At 33.5% G+C, this 17,657-nt stretch carries 15 protein-coding genes; 4 read left to right on the forward strand and 11 right to left on the reverse strand.

The window, feature by feature from the left end:
• Window positions 1-22: 22 nt before the first annotated feature.
• From sufD to ACOSP6_RS14150, 9 genes are all read right to left on the reverse strand, one after another.
• Entirely contained in the window at window positions 23-1,336 is a 1,314-nt protein-coding gene (sufD, locus tag ACOSP6_RS14110; RefSeq protein WP_422095583.1) for a Fe-S cluster assembly protein SufD, read from the reverse strand.
• Between the two features lie 96 nt (window positions 1,337-1,432).
• Window positions 1,433-2,182 carry a Fe-S cluster assembly ATPase SufC gene (gene sufC, locus ACOSP6_RS14115; protein ID WP_422094511.1) on the reverse strand — a complete coding sequence of 250 codons (750 nt, stop codon included), beginning with the start codon at window positions 2,180-2,182 and terminating at the stop codon, window positions 1,433-1,435.
• A 58-nt stretch (window positions 2,183-2,240) separates the two neighbouring features.
• Window positions 2,241-2,603 (reverse strand): four helix bundle protein, encoded by a 363-nt coding sequence (locus ACOSP6_RS14120; protein ID WP_422094510.1) that lies wholly within the window; start codon window positions 2,601-2,603, stop codon window positions 2,241-2,243.
• A 98-nt stretch (window positions 2,604-2,701) separates the two neighbouring features.
• Window positions 2,702-4,150: a Fe-S cluster assembly protein SufB gene (gene sufB, locus ACOSP6_RS14125; protein WP_422094509.1), complete on the reverse strand. Its 1,449-nt coding sequence runs from the start codon at window positions 4,148-4,150 to the stop codon at window positions 2,702-2,704.
• A 28-nt stretch (window positions 4,151-4,178) separates the two neighbouring features.
• Window positions 4,179-4,508, reverse strand: a complete 330-nt coding sequence (locus ACOSP6_RS14130; RefSeq protein WP_422094508.1) for a HesB/IscA family protein — start codon at window positions 4,506-4,508, stop codon at window positions 4,179-4,181.
• Between the two features lie 100 nt (window positions 4,509-4,608).
• Window positions 4,609-5,688 (reverse strand): cytochrome-c peroxidase, encoded by a 1,080-nt coding sequence (locus tag ACOSP6_RS14135; RefSeq protein ID WP_422094507.1) that lies wholly within the window; start codon window positions 5,686-5,688, stop codon window positions 4,609-4,611.
• Window positions 5,689-6,450 carry an MbnP family protein gene (locus ACOSP6_RS14140; protein ID WP_422094506.1) on the reverse strand — a complete coding sequence of 254 codons (762 nt, stop codon included), beginning with the start codon at window positions 6,448-6,450 and terminating at the stop codon, window positions 5,689-5,691.
• A complete protein-coding gene (locus ACOSP6_RS14145) occupies window positions 6,450-7,778 on the reverse strand; it encodes a hypothetical protein (protein WP_422094505.1) in 1,329 nt (442 codons plus the stop codon). The genes ACOSP6_RS14140 and ACOSP6_RS14145 overlap by 1 nt, the downstream gene beginning before the upstream one ends.
• A gap of 14 nt (window positions 7,779-7,792) precedes the next feature.
• Window positions 7,793-9,253, reverse strand: a complete 1,461-nt coding sequence (locus ACOSP6_RS14150; RefSeq protein WP_422094504.1) for a choice-of-anchor B family protein — start codon at window positions 9,251-9,253, stop codon at window positions 7,793-7,795.
• 159 nt (window positions 9,254-9,412) lie between these two features.
• Between ACOSP6_RS14150 and thiL the strand changes: the two genes are divergently transcribed.
• Together thiL and lysM are read left to right on the forward strand one after the other, a co-directional pair.
• A complete protein-coding gene (gene thiL, locus ACOSP6_RS14155; RefSeq protein WP_422094503.1) occupies window positions 9,413-10,468 on the forward strand; it encodes a thiamine-phosphate kinase in 1,056 nt (351 codons plus the stop codon).
• A gap of 70 nt (window positions 10,469-10,538) precedes the next feature.
• Window positions 10,539-11,009, forward strand: coding sequence for a peptidoglycan-binding protein LysM (gene lysM, locus ACOSP6_RS14160; protein ID WP_422094502.1), 471 nt, complete (start codon window positions 10,539-10,541; stop codon window positions 11,007-11,009).
• Between the two features lie 65 nt (window positions 11,010-11,074).
• Here lysM and ACOSP6_RS14165 read toward each other — a convergent pair whose 3' ends face one another.
• Together ACOSP6_RS14165 and ACOSP6_RS14170 are read right to left on the reverse strand one after the other, a co-directional pair.
• Window positions 11,075-12,109, reverse strand: a complete 1,035-nt coding sequence (locus ACOSP6_RS14165; protein ID WP_422094501.1) for a glycosyltransferase family 9 protein — start codon at window positions 12,107-12,109, stop codon at window positions 11,075-11,077.
• A gap of 81 nt (window positions 12,110-12,190) precedes the next feature.
• Window positions 12,191-12,601, reverse strand: a complete 411-nt coding sequence (locus ACOSP6_RS14170; RefSeq protein WP_422094500.1) for a BrxA/BrxB family bacilliredoxin — start codon at window positions 12,599-12,601, stop codon at window positions 12,191-12,193.
• Between the two features lie 72 nt (window positions 12,602-12,673).
• Between ACOSP6_RS14170 and ACOSP6_RS14175 the strand changes: the two genes are divergently transcribed.
• Both ACOSP6_RS14175 and ACOSP6_RS14180 read left to right on the forward strand, forming a co-directional pair.
• On the forward strand, window positions 12,674-13,435 hold the full coding sequence (locus tag ACOSP6_RS14175) for a TerB family tellurite resistance protein (protein ID WP_422094499.1): 762 nt from the start codon (window positions 12,674-12,676) through the stop codon (window positions 13,433-13,435).
• 574 nt (window positions 13,436-14,009) lie between these two features.
• Window positions 14,010-17,657 (forward strand): Ig-like domain-containing protein (locus ACOSP6_RS14180; protein ID WP_422095730.1); only part of this gene is annotated, 3,648 nt, incomplete at its 3' end.

Here is a 17,657-nt window from a genome sequence, read left to right on the forward strand (position 1 = left end):
TCTATATCTCAGTATAGGATAATTATAGATCGAAACCTATATCTACTCCTAATTTACTTGCAATAATTTTTGTGATTCTTTGCTTAACTTCAGGAATCTTAACACTTTCTAAAACGGTATTAGCAAAAGCATACATTAACAAAGCATTCGCTTCTTTTTTAGGAATACCTCTTTGTTGCATATAAAATAAAGCTTGCTGATCTAATTGACCAATAGTACAACCGTGTGAACATTTCACATCATCAGCAAAAATTTCTAATTGAGGCTTAGCGTTAATTGTTGCTTTATCGCTTATTAAAACATTATTGTTTTGCTGATAAGCATTCGTTTTTTGAGCTTCTTTCTCAACAATTACCTTTCCGTTAAATACTCCTGTAGAACGATCACCATAAATTCCTTTATAATCTTGGTGACTCTCACAATTTGGTTCAATATGATGAACTAAAGTATGATGATCTACGTGTTGTTTTCCTTCAAGAATTGTAACTCCTTTTAAAATAGAATCAATACGTTCACCTTTTTGGAAGAAGTTTAAGTTGTTCCTTGTAATATTTCCTCCGAAAGAGAAAGTATGAACAGAACAAACACTTTCTTTTTGTTGCTCAATGTAAGTATTGTCAACTAAAGACGCGTTGGTGTTGTCGTTCTGAATTTTATAGTAATCTACATTCGCGTGTGTGTCTACAAAAATTTCAGTTACAGAATTGGTAAGAATAGCGTTCTCAGTTAAACTCTGATGACGTTCAATAATTTGAACATGCGCATTACGCTCAGCAACAATTAAATTACGTGGTTGAATCATTGTTGCGCTTTCCGTTCCTGTTGTGAAGTTGATAATCTGAATTGGTTTTTCAACTTCTACATTTTTTGGAATGTAAATATAAGCTCCTTCACTTGCAAAAGCAGTGTTTAAAGAAGTTAAGTTATCTTGTTTTGCTACTTTATTGAAGTAGTTTTCGATAACCGCTTTATATTTTGGTTTGCTCAATGCAGATGATAACAAGCAAATATCCATGTTATCATGCGTTGTATTCGATAAAAACGAACTGTATTTTCCGTCAATAAAAACAATCTTATAAGTGTCAATATCGTGAATAAAATACTTTTTTACATCAGCTAATTCCACTGCAGTTTCTGCCTTAGGAAAAATGCTATAATCCTCTTTTAAAACCGAATTTAAAGAAGTGTATTTCCAAGCTTCTAATTTCTTAGAAGGGAAACCTAATTTTTCGAAATTTTGTAGTGCTTTCGATCTAATTTCATGAACATCACTATTAATGTCCTTTCCATTTTCAAAAGCTAAATATGATGATAATATTTTATCTTTTAATTCCATTCTTTTCTCTTCTGTCATTCCGCACTTGATGCGGAATCTTATTATTGAAATCTCGAATTTTATGAGATTCCCGTCTTCACGGGAATGACAATTGAATTATACTAATTCGTTTTTAATCCAATCGTAACCTTTAGCTTCTAATTCAAGAGCTAAAGAAGCGTCTCCAGTTTTTACAATTTTACCATCGTGTAAAACGTGAACAAAATCTGGAACGATATAATCTAATAAACGTTGGTAGTGTGTAATTACAATAACAGCGTTGTCTTCAGATTTTAATTTATTTACTCCATTTGCAACGATACGAAGTGCATCGATATCTAAACCAGAATCAGTTTCATCTAAGATGGCTAATTTTGGCTCTAACATTGCCATTTGGAATATTTCATTACGTTTCTTTTCTCCTCCTGAAAACCCTTCATTTAAAGAACGAGATAAGAATTTACGATCGATTTCAAGTAACTCTGACTTTTCACGAATCTTCTGTAGCATTTCTTTCGCAGGCATTTCTTCTAAACCTTGTGCCTTGCGAGATTCATTAATCGCAGTTTTGATAAAGTTTGTTACGGTTACACCTGGAATTTCAACCGGATATTGGAATGATAAAAATACACCAGCATGTGCTCTTTCTTCTGGAGCTAATTCGCTAATGTCTTCACCATCTAATTCTACAGAACCTGAAGTTACTTCATATTCTTCTTTCCCTGCGATTACAGAAGCTAAAGTACTTTTTCCAGCTCCATTAGGTCCCATAATTGCATGTACTTCTCCTGCTTTAACTTCTAAATTCAATCCTTTTAAGATTGACTTTTCTTCTACTTCTGCGTGTAAGTTTTGAATCTTTAACATTGTAAACTTAGTTTAAAGTCATAAGACTAAAGTTAAAAGTATAACGAATAGTCTAAATCTACTTTTTTAAATATTTTATTAATCCACTTATAATCTTCGAAACTTCAATGATTTTGAATTTCAAATCACTAAAACTTTCATTTGATAAATAATTTAAATCATGACTTAAATATAATTGCGATCTAACTTCACCTGCTGATGCCTTCGCTACATATAAAAAATGAATAAATTCTTTATCCGTGTTTCTTTCAAAACCTTCGGCAATATTTGAACTTATAGAAACCGAGGCTCTTCTTAACTGTCTTTTTAAGTCAAAATCGTTATCAAAACTTGAAGAGTTAGTTGCTAGATAAATTAATTTATTAAATTCTCTAGCTTTTTTCCAACCATCAAGGTTTTCAAAAGATTTATAACGTTCCATTTCTTTTTCATTTTATTTTTCTCTTTTTCAACTTAAGTTTAAACATTAGCATTGTTTAAACTGTTTATCTTTAGACCTTAGTCTTTGAACTTAAAAATCTATCCTACACTTCCTTCTAAGGAAATTTCTAATAATTTTTGTGCTTCAACGGCAAATTCCATAGGTAATTTGTTTAATACTTCTTTGCTAAATCCATTAACGATTAATGCAATAGCTTTTTCAGTATCAATACCTCTTTGGTTACAATAGAATAATTGATCTTCACCAATTTTACTTGTTGTAGCCTCGTGCTCTACTTGTGCAGATTTATTTTTAGTTTCAATGTATGGGAAAGTATGAGCTCCACATTCATTGCCCATTAATAAACTATCACACTGAGAGAAGTTACGAGCATTTTCTGCTCTTGAACCAATTTGTACTAAACCACGATAACTGTTTTGTGATTTACCAGCTGAAATACCTTTTGAAATAATAGTTGACTTAGTGTTTTTACCTAAGTGAATCATTTTAGTTCCAGTATCTGCTTGTTGGAAATTGTTAGTAACAGCAATTGAATAGAATTCTCCTACTGAATTATTTCCTTTTAAAACGCAACTCGGGTATTTCCAAGTTACTGCAGAACCAGTTTCAACCTGCGTCCAAGAAATTTTTGCGTTTGTTTCACATAAACCACGTTTAGTTACGAAGTTGAAAACACCACCTTTTCCTTCAGCATCACCAGGGAACCAGTTTTGTACTGTTGAATATTTTATTTCTGCATCATCAAGAGCGATTAATTCAACTACAGCTGCGTGTAATTGATTTTCATCACGTTGAGGCGCAGTACATCCTTCTAAATAAGAAACGTAACTACCTTCATCGGCAATCACTAAAGTTCTTTCGAATTGTCCTGTTCCCCCTTCATTAATTCTGAAGTAAGTAGATAATTCCATTGGACAACGAACTCCTTTTGGAATATAACAGAAAGAACCATCTGAGAATACAGCAGAATTTAATGCTGCATAAAAGTTATCAGTTGTAGGAACTACAGAACCGATATATTTCTTAACTAATTCAGGATGTTCTTGAATAGCTTCCGAAATTGGCATGAATATAATTCCTTTTTCAGCTAATGTTTCTTTAAATGTAGTAGCAACAGAAACAGAATCCATTACAATATCTACAGCAACATTTGCTAATCTTTTTTGTTCTTCTAAAGAAATACCTAGTTTCTCGAAAGTAGCCAACATTTCTGGATCTACTTCGTCTAAACTATTTAATTTAGGTTTCTTTTTTGGTGCAGAATAATAGGAAATATCCTGAAAGTTTGGCTTAGGATAGGTAACGTTTGCCCACTCAGGCTCTTCCATTTGTTTCCAAACTTTAAAAGCTTCTAATCTCCATTCCGTCATCCATTCTGGTTCGTTTTTCTTTTTAGAAATTGCACGAACGATGTCTTCATTTAGTCCTTTTGGAAACTTTTCACTTTCAATATCTGTATAAAAACCGTACTCGTATTCTTTGGTTTTTAACTCTTCTCTTAAATCGTCTTCAGTATACTTGCTCATTGAAGCTGTTTTCAGTTAATGATATTAATTACAGAGAAAAACTCTCTCCGCATCCACATGTTCTATTGGCATTAGGATTATTGAAAACAAATCCTTTACCATTTAAACCACCAGAATATTCTAGTGTTGTACCAACCAAATACAGGAAACTTTTTTTGTCAACAATAATTTTTACACCATTGTCTTCAAAAATTTTATCAGTTTCCCCTTGTGAATTGTCAAAATTTAAATCGTAAGAAAGTCCTGAACAACCACCACTTTTAACACCTACACGAACAAAATCAGTAGTTGCATCGAAGCCATCATCGGTCATTAACTCAATAACTTTCTTTTTAGCTGTGTCTGAAACTTTTATCATATAACTAGATTAAATCTAAATTGGACTGCAAATATACGACATAACAATGATTCTCCAAGGTTTTGTTTACTGTTTAAAATGATACGATAATCAAAAAAACTTATGGAAGCTGAAAAGCAGGATTATTTATAAAATCGGAATCGGTGAGTGTGAGTAAAAAAACTTTTAAATCGGACTTATCTTGTGGTGATAATTGAACACCACCTTGACTCACTTTTTTCATTAATGGAGAGATGGTTGGTGAGTTTTTTAATCCTTCTGAATAATGATTAATAACTTCTTCTAAAGTCGCAAATCGCCCGTCATGCATATACGGAGCAGTAAACTCTAAATTTCTCAATGATGGAGTTTTAAACTTACCGTTGTCGCTAGCATCACCAGTAACTGCCCCTAAACCTAAATCGGTAAAGGTGGCATCTAGTCCGTTATTATGGAATTTGTTGTCTGTCCAAAGTGGATTATTGTTGCTTCCATGACAATGAAAACAATCACCTCTATTTTCATCCATAAAAATATCAAAACCATTTTGTTCTTCTGGAGTTAAACTAACTTCATTCCTAAGAAATTTATCGAACTTTGAGTTCCCCGATATTAATGTTCTTTCAAATTGAGCGATTGCTTTTACAACTAAGTTTGAATCAATAGGAATATTGCCAAAAGCTTTTTTAAATAACTCAGGATATTCAGCATGATTAATTAGTTTTACTGCTATTTGTTCCCAGTCATTATTCATTTCAACATGATTAGTAACAGGTTCAAAAGCTTGTCTTTCTAAACTTAATTCTTTTCCATCCCAAGCAAATTTGTCGTCAAAATTCCAAGCTAAATTAAAAAGAGGCATAGAATTTCGAGTACCAATAGCATCGTTGACACCTTTACTGAATTGGAGGTTATCTGCAAATGATTTTTGAGGATTGTGACAACTAGCACAAGAAATAGATTCGTCTGAGGATAAAATAGGGTCAAAAAACAATTTTTTTCCTAAGTCAATTCCTTCTTGAGTTTGAGGATTATTATTTGGAATTAGTGGCGCTAAAAGCTTGTCTTGAAATAGTTGCGGGATTTCTAAATCAATTTGTACAGGAGTATAACCACCGTTATCAAAAGGCTCATTAGATTCCTCAGAAGAGCAAGAAATTAAAAAGAAAGTTACAAAACAATATATCCACCAATATCTCATTTATAAGCTAAAAACTGATTTTCCGTTTCCATTCATTAAAATTTGCGCATCAAAATTAGGCATGAGTCCCTGGTTTAACTCGTCTAATTTCCAAATGTTTGGATTTTTAAACCACTCAGCAATATTCACTTTAACATTGATGATTTCATTAGTGGAGTTTAACCAAATATCAGTCAAACTAACTGTAAAAGAAGTATCTTGAAATACCAAGTTAGCGGGATCTGTATTATCAACAGCTCGAATAGCATGATAGTTAAAACCTGACGGAGTAGTGGTGGTCTCTGTTTTATATTTACCGTCAAACTGCATGTAATGATAGCCGCCTCCTAATCCTTCGGAAACATTAAAATTAGCAGAATTTAAATCCAAGTAAACTCCATCTTGATTATCATCATCGGTAAAACCAAACGTAAACCTTAAGGAATATGTTCTATCTAAAATTAAATCTTCTAACGAGTAAGATAAATTTTGTTCCTCACCTAAGTCTATGAATAAGTAATCTTTTAGAGGAGTTTCAAAACCAGAAGGGTCAACTAACTTAATATCCGATATTACATAACGATATTTTTCAATACTTAGAGAGTCGCCATTTTCATTTTTGAACTTAATGTCGTTAAAATCATCTTTCGTAACAGGCGTTCCATCCCATTCATGAATAAAATTAATCGTGATTTTTTTATTTTGAATAGTTTCATCACTATCGCTAGAACAAGACCAGGTTAGGATTAATATAACGAAAATGTATGTCAGTTTTTTAATCATTACTGAATTTTAATCATTAATAAATCAGAAAAGCCCTTGTTTTCTTCTATGTCTTCATCGTTACTGGTAGATTCTCCAACTGCAATAAATGATCCGTTACTTGTTTCTACAACATCATATAAAATATCAATTTCGGTTCCTCCCACAAATTGTTGCCATTCAGTTGAACCCGAAGCCGAAATTTTTATTACCCACGCATCATTTTGTCCTTTGTTTATAAAGTCTCTATCAGAACTTCTCGAACTACCGCAAATAACAAAACCACCATCAGCAGTATTCTTTACAGCTCTTCCCGCATCAAAATTACTTCCTCCAAAATTCTTTTGCCAAACTAAATCTCCATCAGGTGTGATTTTAATAACCCACAAATCTGCTCCTCCGTTATTTCTAGAAACATCTTTATCAGAACTTCTAGTATCACCAACAAGTATTAGATTACCATCTGGAGTTTTCTTGATATCATAAGATTCATCAATTTCAGTTCCTCCAAAATTCTTTCTCCAAATTAGTGTTCCCGTGCTATTAATCTTGATAATCCAAAAGTCATAAGAACCTTTATTATCCGTAATATCTACATCACTACTATCAGAAAATCCGGAAAAGATATAACTACCATCGTCTAATTGCACCACTCCTTGTGGAGTGTCAGAAAAAGATCCTCCATAATATTTACTCCATTCTTTTGTTCCATTAGCATCTAACTTAATCGCCCAAAAATCACCACCAGCATGTTGTCTTGCAGCTGCTGAATTTCCTTGTCCACCAGAAGCGGTAACATCTAGTTCACCAACCAGTAAAAAACCACCATCTGAAGTTAACGTAAGAGAGGTTCCATAATCTCTTCCTGAAAAGCCAAATGATTTTTCCCATTGGATAGTACCCGATGCATCCAATTTAGAAACCCAAAAGTCTGAATTTCCATTATTTTCGGTAACGTCATTATCGTTGCTGTTACTAAATCCAAATACTACAAATCCATTATCTAGGGTCGTTAATATTTGATTTCCTCTATCGTCGTTTGACCCACCATACAATTTGTACCATTGTAACTCATCTTGACTATCATATTTCAAGAGTAGAAAATCGGTATCATCTGAAGTTTTAGAGGTGATATCTCCATCCGTACTACTGGTGTAACCTAGAATAGCGTATCCACCGTCATTGGTGGCTATTACAGAATTTCCTATGTCGTTACCATTTCCACCAAAAGTTTTTACAAAGTCAACTTTAATACCAGTATTGGGGTTTAATGCGTCGTTTAAGTTGATATCTCCTTCACCGCATCCAATGACAGCCAATAAGATTAAAAGTAAAGTAAAGTGTTTCACGAATTAATTTGAGATTATTTAATGATTAACTTTTTACCAATAGTACCATTTATTTTCACTAGATAAATTCCTTTGGCGAGGTTGTTTATTGGTAAAACGAAATCGTTACGATTAATATTTTCTTTTTGATAGACTTTTTTACCAAGAATAGTAAATGCTTCAATAGATTCAATAATTGTGTTTGAAGAAATTATAGGAGCTCTATCCGCAGGATTTGGGTAAATGGTGATTTTCTTTGAGCTTATTTGTTGGTCAGGTACAGATAATGTTCTACTTTTTCGAACAATAAATAAGCCTTGTTCAATATCATTAATAATAATGTTTTCGCTTGCAAAATAAGGATAGATACTCCAAACTCCATTGAAGCCTACATTATTATTTGCTGGATATGTATCAAAATAACCAACTTCTGTCATAGGATTCGTTGTGCTGGAAATATTTGTGATGTCTAATACTCTCATTCCAGCCCTGTAATTTGCCAGGAAATATTCGCTTCCTTTAACATACCCGTTATGGTCAATTGCTTCATGCGGTGCCGTGTAGGTTGATGATAATACTGGTAAATCTAAATCAGAAAGATCGAAAATAATAGCTCGAGTATTAGTTCCTGTCCGTTGTTCATCTAGTTCGTCTCCTAAAATAAAATATCGATGATCTTCAGTAAACCATCCTTGATGCGTATATTCTGCATTTGGATACGAAATTTTTGAAATAAATTGAGGACTCGATTTATCGGTAACATCAAGTATTAATATATCATTTGAACCTCCATTATTTCCATTACTAGCGATTAAAATTTCTTTGCCTGTATATGATGCATCAGGTCCGTTGTATGTAATTACCTGAGCATCATGAGTGTATCCTTCGGTAGCATAACCGCCAGCGGCAACAGGGTTTTTTGGATCAGAAATATCAACAAAAGTAGGTCCACCACTAAAGGTATTACAGCCAACCAAGTAGGCATAACTCGAACTTTCATTAATAACAATATTGTGGCAACTGGTTACACCATTATATATCGCATCGGCAGTAAAAATTTGTGGAGGAGAAGTAACATTTCTTAGTCTGGTTAAATCAAAAACCTGCATACCATGAGCGCCAACATTATCTCCGACAATAAAAGCATGATTATCATAGACTTTTACATCACGCCACGCATTATTTGAAGTATTCGTATTTAAACGCCCTAAAAATATTGGATTTACTGGGTCGGTTATATCTACAAAAGCTGTTCCATTGGTCATCGCTACCAACGCATATTCTTTATTTGTTGTGGAATCTGTCCATCCCCAAATATCACTACCTTCGGCAGCACTAGAACCAGAGAGTGTTGCAATATCAATAGTTGACATTAAGTCGTAGTTACTGCAAGGGTAAGAACCTGCAAAACCAGTTCCATCACAAGGTGTTTGTGAGCTGATATTCATATTTGGGTAGAATATAAATACTGCAACTATTTGTAATAATTTCTTCATGAGGAAATTTTAAAAGGCCTTAACAACAAAAGTATGAAATTAATAGCTTTGTTTAAGTCTATAACAGTTCTAACAATAAAAACCCTAATTTTAAGAAATTTACACATAAGTATATCTATAATTCTGTTAATTTTTACAATCTAATAGTATCTTTGCAGCATGTTAGAAGATAAAAATAGACAAAGAACCTCATTAGCTGAGTTGGGTGAGTTTGGTTTAATTGAACATTTGACCAAAAATTTTAAAATTCATCATGCTTCAACCAAAAAAGCAGTTGGTGATGACTGTGCAGTACTGTCAAGTTCAGAAAAGCAAACTTTAATTACTACTGATTTGTTAATAGAAGGAGTACATTTTGATTTAAGTTATATGCCCTTGAAACACTTGGGATATAAGTCAGTCATGGTAAATCTTTCTGATGTATATGCAATGAATGCCGAGGCTGAACAAATAACGGTTTCTATTGCTGTGTCTAATAGGTTTCCACTAGAAGCTATTGAAGAATTGTATGCTGGTATCCAATTAGCTTGTGAAACTTATAATGTGGATTTAATTGGAGGAGATACCACGTCATCAACAAAAGGAATGTTGATTTCTATCACTGCTATTGGTAAAGCAATTGAGGAAGATGTAGTTTACAGAAACGGAGCTAAGCCGAATGATTTAATTGTTGTTTCTGGAGATGTAGGTGCGGCATATTTAGGACTACAAGTTTTAGAAAGAGAGAAAGAAGTTTTCAAAGTAAACCCTCAAAGTCAACCTGATCTGGAAAATTATTCTTATTTAATAGAACGACAATTAAAGCCAGAAGCCAGAAAAGATATTCCAAGAATATTAAAAGAATTAGAGGTTAAACCAACGGCGATGATTGATATTTCGGATGGATTATCATCTGAAATTATGCATATCTGTACACAAAGTAAAGTTGGGTGTAATATTTTTGAGGATAAATTACCGTTAGACCCTCAAGTAATTTCAACTTGTGAAGAATTTAACATCGATTCAACTATGGTGGCTTTAAGTGGAGGAGAAGATTACGAATTGTTATTCACCATTTCTATTAATGATTTCGATAAAATCAAAGCAAATCCTAATTTAACAGTTATTGGACATATCACTGAGGAGAATCAAGGTATGAATTTGGTTACTCGTGCGAATCAGTCTATAAAGTTAAAAGCACAAGGTTGGAATTCATTCAACGAAGAAAATGATTAATAATTATGGTATAAAATTTGTATATTGCTGATACGAATAAATAATTATTAATAACAAAAAATTAAAAGAAATGGGTTTATTTTCATTTATTAAAAATGCTGGAGCAAAAGTTTTTGGAATCGGAAAAACAACTGAAGAAGAGGCTGCTGAAAAAGCTGGTAAATTAGTTGATGCTGTAAATGCGTTAGAATTATCTGTTGCTGACTTAAACGTTAGTGTTGATGATGATAAAGCAACAATTACAGGAGAAGCTGCAGATTTAGCAACTAAAGAAAAAGTTGTTTTAGTAGTTGGTAATACTGAAGGTATTGCTACTGTTGAAGATAATATGACTGTTGCTGAAGTTGAAGAGATAGCTGAAGAAGAAATGGCACAATTTCACACCGTTGTTAGTGGTGATACTTTAGGTAAAATTGCTAAAGAATTTTACGGTGATGCTATGAAGTATCCAGTTATTTTTGAAGCTAACAAACCAATGTTAAAGCACCCAGACAAAATTTATCCAGGACAGGTTTTAAGAATTCCACCATTAGTAGATTAAGGTAAATGATATAAAAACTTACTATATACTATCATAAAGCATCACGAAAGTGGTGCTTTATCTTTTTAAATAACTTCTTTAATTTTTTTAATTACCATGTTAGGAGAAATTGACCTCATTACATTTTCGTAACCTGGAGTTGTTTCATTGCCATAAATAGAAGTCGGTAGTAAAGGATATTTTTCTAAATTAGGAAGTATACAATAATCATTAGGTTGATTAAAAGGAGCGAAACCGGCATAAGGATGTGTACTACCCCAAAGCGTAATTGTTTTAATTCCTAGCATAGCGGCAAAATGAGCATTTCCACTATCCATAGAAAGCATTGCATCAAGATTGGCAATTAAGTTTAATTCATTAGTTAAACCACCCAGCTTTCCTGCTACAGAAGTTACATTGCTAAACTTACTTTCAATTGGTTGGAGTTTATCTATATCGGCTTTTCCACCAAATAAAAATAAGCGCACATTTTCTTTTGATAGTCCTTCAATTACTTCGAGCATCAAATCCGCTGGATACGTTTTAGAGGGAAATGCTGCAAAAGGAGCAATTCCGATCCACTTCTTTTTCTTTTCGCCAAATAGCTCAATATTCTTTTTACTAAGCCCTTGGTTGCTTTGAAGAATGTCTTTTTCGATTTTAGTTGTAAAACCTAGTTCGTTTAAAACATCAGCATAACGTTGGTGGCTTGTTTTTAGCTGTTTGAAAACTTTATTTTTCTCTCTTGTTAAAGCCTTCTTGTCTTTTCTTCCCTTATCAATTTTAGCAATTCTGACTTTGGAAAAAAGAGAGAATAAAACACGGATAATCTTAGATCGAAGTACATTATGGAAATCAGCAAAATGAGTCGGTTGTAAAGATTTTAGTTCTTTAAACAAGCTAATCAACCCAAGAAAACCTTTATGATTATTCTTAGTGTCAACAGCAAAGAAGGATACGTTATCAATATCGCTAAAAAGAGGTTGTAAAAAACTTCTTGAAACAAAAGTAATTTTAACTTCAGGATATTGCTGTACAAAAGATTTTATAACTGGTACTGTCATAGCAACATCTCCCATTGCAGATAACCTAAAAATTATAATATGTTGCTGATTTTTCAATACAAAATATTTAACGCTTCAAAAGTAAGCATAAAAAAATCCACTCTTAGAGCGGATTTAGTTTTTTCATTTTAATACAATCTAGCAGAACTCTTCGTATGCTTGAGATAAATTTTCTGCAATCATTTGAGCCGAACGCCCCTCAATATGATGTCTTTCTAACATGTGTACTAACTTACCATCTTTAAACAAAGCAACTGCTGGAGAAGATGGAGGAAAAGGAATCATATATTCACGAGCTTTTGCCGTAGATTCTTTTTCAACACCAGCAAAAACTGTTGTTAAATGATCAGGCTTTTTATCTCCTTGAATAGAAGCAATCGTTCCTGGTCTTGCAGTACCTGCAGCACAACCACAAACAGAGTTTACCATTACTAAAGTAGTTCCTTCTTTTGCCAAAGCACTATCTACATCTTCGGCACTATATAACGCTTCAAAACCAGCGTCAATTAATTGATCACGCATTGGTTTTACTAATTCTTCTGGATACATATGAATTATCTTTTTTTAGACTGCAAAGATACTTATAATCTCATTATATTTGAAATTATTAAAAAATTAGAAATGGGAAGTTTTACGAAATGGTTAGGAGCAGGATTAGGTTTCACATTAGGTGGTCCTATTGGAGCGCTTATTGGTTATGCAATAGGAAGTGTTATTGATAGTGGAGTAAGTGAACAAGAATACAAAAAAGAACAAGACAGTTATAGAAGGAAAATTAAAACAAAATCGAAAGCTAAATCTTCAACTTCTGGCGATTTTGAAATTAGTTTGTTGGTGCTAGCATCGGTTGTAATAAAATCTGATGGAAATGTAGATAAAAGAGAATTAGATTTTGTAAGAACTCATTTTACAGATTTATATGGAAAAGAAAGAGCTAATAGAGCTTTTAAATTGTTTAATGGAGTTATAAAGAAAGAGGTATCAACGAGACAAGTTTGTATTCAAATTCGCGAGCACATGTCTCATTCTTCAAGATTGCAGTTAATTCATTTTCTATTTGGAATAGCGCAGGCAGATGAAATTGTGGAAGCTTCTGAAGAAGAAGTAATCCGAAAAATTGCTGGATACTTATATATAAATGATAGAGATTATGAATCTATCAAGGCAATGTTCTATAATGAAGCAGATGCTGCTTACAAAATATTGGAAATAGAAAAAGAAGCATCAGTTGATGAAATCAAAAAGGCATACCGAAGAATGGCTAAGAAATATCATCCTGACAGATTACAGGATATTGGTGAGGAGCACATGAAGGTTGCTAAACAAAAATTTCAGAATATTCAAAATGCTTATGAGAGGTTAAAAGAAGAAAGAAATTTCTAATTTTTTTCTTGATGTGACTTTTTCATAAAATGTCCAATTAACAAATGTTAATATTCGTTTAAAGTTCGTTTTTTTCAATTCGTCTAAAAAAACTGTTAACATTTGTTAATAAATTTTTATATTAGAGTCGTTATAAGGTATTACGTAGGTTTAAAATGTAATTATTATAATGACCAAACAACTACTATCTATTATAGTGATATTACTCATATTTAAAATTGAGATTATGGTTATAGTAGGATTACAAAATAGAATTTGTTTTCATTGGCTTGAATCTTTTAGTACGACTCAAACTAATTGGAATAAAATAAAATTGGCTAAACTAAATTCCCCCGAATTAATGAGTGTCAAAGAGAAAGTATACCAAACTCTCAGTTTTTTCTAAAGAATTTATTTTGTCAGATGCTGAAATTGGCATGTTGATAACGTTTATAATACACCAGTTTTGAAGGGTGTAAAACTATATAAAATAAACCCCGCAATTGTAACACTTTGGCGAGCGGCTACAAAAGCAGGGTAGTGTATAACAATCAATATAATACTGATTATTATGTTTAAATATCTTAATGTTCTCATGTCAAAAAATCAAAAAAGATTCTTTGATATATTAAAAAAGATGCTCTTTGTAATTCGCAGCCTTTTTCTAAATCCATATAGGAAAGCGAGCAAAAGTATTAATAAAAAAGGAGATTTCATTATTTTATTGTATCAGTGCTATAATAAATTGACAATAAAGAATATAACAGTGATGTTGTTTTTCTCTTTATTATTTGGTCAATATGCTTATTCGCTAGATAAAACGAATCCGAAAAGGTTAAGTAAGAAAACATTAGTAAAAAGTAGTACCTCTTATAACGATCATTACATTTATAATAATACTTTCACTAAACAAAATAGTAATAACAGTACTTCGTTTTTAAAAAGATTGATTTCTAATCCTTTTGCGGTTACCAGTGTAGATTTAAATGGCGATGGGGCTGGAGTAGATGCTAATATTACATCTGAACCAACTTCCGGTTCGGTCGGGCCAATTATTGAATTCGGAACGACAATAACAACGGACACAGGAAACATTATTAGTGCGAGTTTAACTTTTTCGGGTGTTGCAGATGGAAGTAATGAGTTAATTGGTCTTTTTGATGGAGGTGGTGCTTTTGTTGGAGTATTTGATCTTTCTACTACAAATGCAACACTTAATGCTACTTACGGAGGAAATACTTTAGTCATTTCAAATCCCTCACCAGGGGTTTTTAATATCGTAGATTCAGTAGGAGGTGTCATCCCAACTGCAAACTTTATTTCATTTCTTTCTTTTTTTCAATATGGAAATCAATTAGGAGCTGGTGGGGCCACTGAAGGAATTAGAACTGTTGCTGTTTCCGTTACTGAAGACGGAACAGGTGCAACTGGTTCAGCAAATTCCTTTATTAATGTGCAATATTTTCCAAACGCTGTTGATGATTCAAATTCAATTATTGCTAATTCTGTTACTCCAGTTACAGGAGATTTGGAGGCTAATGATACAGATTTAACAGTTGGAGATGTACTGAGCATTTCAGAAGTTAACGGTTTTTCAGGCGCAGTAGGAAGTGCTTTTGTTACTACGTATGGTACTATAACAGTGCAGTCTAACGGTAATTATAGCTATACCGTAGATACGAATAATATAACTGTTAGAGGATTGCAATCTGGATCTTCTTTAACTGATATTATTTCTTACGCTGTACAAGATATTAATGGAAATACTGATTATGGATTTATCGTGATAACTATTAATGGTGTTGATGAATTGCCCGTAGCAACAGATAATACAAATGAAGTAACAGTATCAACTTCTCCCTCAGCTTCGGGAAATGTAATTTTTGACGATGATGGATTTGGACAGGATTCAGGAGATAGATTACTGTCACAATTAATTTGGGAAAATGAATTTACTAATGGTCAGGTTGTTAATGGACTTTCAAGAACAATTTCAGGAGTTACTTTAGATTTTACCTCTGCAGATCCTGATGGAATAGGAACTGCTTTAAATCAAATTGCTTTAACAACATCTACAAATGGAGGTCATACAGGTTATTTATTGTTTAATACTGATCCTTCTACAAATCCTAATACTGCTACAACACTAACAGTTGATTTTAGTGAGCCAGTAGTTGGTTTGTCATTTACTATAACAGATATAGATTATTCACAAGGAGATACATGGCAAGATCAAATGACAGTAACAGGGAACCTTGGAGGTACAAATATAGTTTACACTCCTCAGGTTCCTGGTTCAGTTGTTCAGGTCGGTGCTGATACATTTTATGGTACTGGCTCTGTTCCGCCAGAGGATGCTCATGGAAATGTTAATTTTTTCTTTGATCAACCTGTAGATCAGGTTGTCTTATCATATAATTACGGACCTGATGCTACAATCTTAGATTTAGGAAATCAAATTGCTGGTGTGACTGATTTTAATTGGCAGTCTACAGCAGTTCCTAGAATATATCAAGTTAACGGAAGTACTTTGAATGTTGGAGTTCTTACTCCCACAACATATGGGTTTATAACTCTAAATGGAGATGGTACTTACACTTATACTTTAGACCCTGCGAATCTTGATGTTATAAACTTATTAGTTGGTAACACATTAACAGATACGATACCTTACGTTCTTATAGATTCTTTAGATGCTTCAGGAAACACGGATTCTGCAAATTTAATCATCACTATTAATGGTTCTGCGGTAGACGATACGGCAACTGTTGCTGAGGATGATTCTGTAGTAATAGATATTTTAGCAAATGATCCAAATGTTCCCACTGATGGTTCACTAACAATTATTAGTGCACCTAGCAACGGTACAGTCACAATTAATGATGGGGGAAATGCTGACCCAAATGATGATATTGTTACTTATATACCTAATCTAGAATTTAATGGGACAGATACCTTCTCATATGAAGTATGTGATAACGCGACTCCAGCAAACTGTTCAAGTGCTACGGTTACCATTACAGTTACGCCAGTAAACGATACACCAACGGCAAATGATGACACGGCTACGGTAACTGAAAATGGAACAGTTTCTATTACAGTTAGCGGTAATGATAGTGTTGGAGGAGACGGAGGAGATGGAGATGATTTTAGTTTAACTACGAGCCCATCAAATGGTACAGTGACTGAAACATCGGATGGAGTATTTTTGTACACACCTAATACTAGTTTTAATGGAACAGACAGTTTCACGTACACTATTACAGATGTAGATGGTGATACAGATACGGCAACTGTAAGTATAACAATAAATGCTTGTCTTATTGAAGCGGGTCTAATTGTTAACGAAGCTTCTAATGGTAGCTCAGGCTCTGAGGATTGGGTTGAATTATTAGTTGTTGGCGACCCTTCGAACCCAACAACCAATGTTGATTTAACTGGTTGGATTTTTGATGATAATAATGGTGATTTTGAAGGAAGTACTACAGGAGTTGGTATTGCTTCAGGATATATTGTTTTTGGTAGTGCTTTTAACAGTGTACCACCTGGTTCTTTAATTGTTATTTATAATAATGCTTCAGGTGCTAAAGACCCAAATATAGGACCAGATGACCCTACAGATAGTAATGGTGATGGTGTCTATATCTTACCAGGAAATCATAGTTCTTTAAGCGGGTGTAGTTCTAATCCAACATCAAGCGATCCTTCATATGTGCCATGTACTACACCTACGACTTCCACATGGTCAAGAACAGCCTTTAGAAATGGGGGAGATGCTGCGCAAACAAGAAAGCCTGATGGTACTTTTTATCATGGTTTTGCTTATGGTGATGTAACCGCGCCTTTCCCTACTTTCCCTTGTGGAGGTTCTAGTTTTAATTTAGGAGCAGGAGGAACTGGTAGTACTTTTGCTTTTCAATGTGGTGATTGGGAAGATTCGGGAAATTTTGTTAGATCTGGCTCTTCAGGTAGAACACCAGGATACGCCAATTCGGATGAAAACCAGTCTTTTATTGATAGATTATCAGACGGTTCAGTTGATTATTCGAACTTAAATGATGCCTCAAATTGCTTATTGGTAAGCACTCCAACAGCAAATGATGATTATGCTTCATTGGATGAGGATACTAACGTTTCAATTACTGTAAGCGCGAATGATTATTTAGGTGGAGATGGCGGCGATGGAGAGGACTATAGTTTAACTACTGGTCCTACAAACGGAAGCGTTACAGAGACATCAGAT

The organism is Tenacibaculum sp. MEBiC06402 (assembly GCF_049239625.1).
Taxonomy (GTDB): domain Bacteria; phylum Bacteroidota; class Bacteroidia; order Flavobacteriales; family Flavobacteriaceae; genus Polaribacter.

What these genes read in the sequence shown, in the direction of transcription:
- sufD (WP_422095583.1), bottom strand. Translation starts at nt 1,336, where the DNA reads ATGGAATTAAAAGATAAAATATTATCATCATATTTAGCTTTTGAAAAT.
- sufC (WP_422094511.1), bottom strand. Translation starts at nt 2,182, where the DNA reads ATGTTAAAGATTCAAAACTTACACGCAGAAGTAGAAGAAAAGTCAATC.
- ACOSP6_RS14120 (WP_422094510.1), bottom strand. Translation starts at nt 2,603, where the DNA reads ATGGAACGTTATAAATCTTTTGAAAACCTTGATGGTTGGAAAAAAGCT.
- sufB (WP_422094509.1), bottom strand. Translation starts at nt 4,150, where the DNA reads ATGAGCAAGTATACTGAAGACGATTTAAGAGAAGAGTTAAAAACCAAA.
- ACOSP6_RS14130 (WP_422094508.1), bottom strand. Translation starts at nt 4,508, where the DNA reads ATGATAAAAGTTTCAGACACAGCTAAAAAGAAAGTTATTGAGTTAATG.
- ACOSP6_RS14135 (WP_422094507.1), bottom strand. Translation starts at nt 5,688, where the DNA reads ATGAGATATTGGTGGATATATTGTTTTGTAACTTTCTTTTTAATTTCT.
- ACOSP6_RS14140 (WP_422094506.1), bottom strand. Translation starts at nt 6,450, where the DNA reads ATGATTAAAAAACTGACATACATTTTCGTTATATTAATCCTAACCTGG.
- ACOSP6_RS14150 (WP_422094504.1), bottom strand. Translation starts at nt 9,253, where the DNA reads ATGAAGAAATTATTACAAATAGTTGCAGTATTTATATTCTACCCAAAT.
- thiL (WP_422094503.1), top strand. Translation starts at nt 9,413, where the DNA reads ATGTTAGAAGATAAAAATAGACAAAGAACCTCATTAGCTGAGTTGGGT.
- lysM (WP_422094502.1), top strand. Translation starts at nt 10,539, where the DNA reads ATGGGTTTATTTTCATTTATTAAAAATGCTGGAGCAAAAGTTTTTGGA.
- ACOSP6_RS14170 (WP_422094500.1), bottom strand. Translation starts at nt 12,601, where the DNA reads ATGTATCCAGAAGAATTAGTAAAACCAATGCGTGATCAATTAATTGAC.
- ACOSP6_RS14175 (WP_422094499.1), top strand. Translation starts at nt 12,674, where the DNA reads ATGGGAAGTTTTACGAAATGGTTAGGAGCAGGATTAGGTTTCACATTA.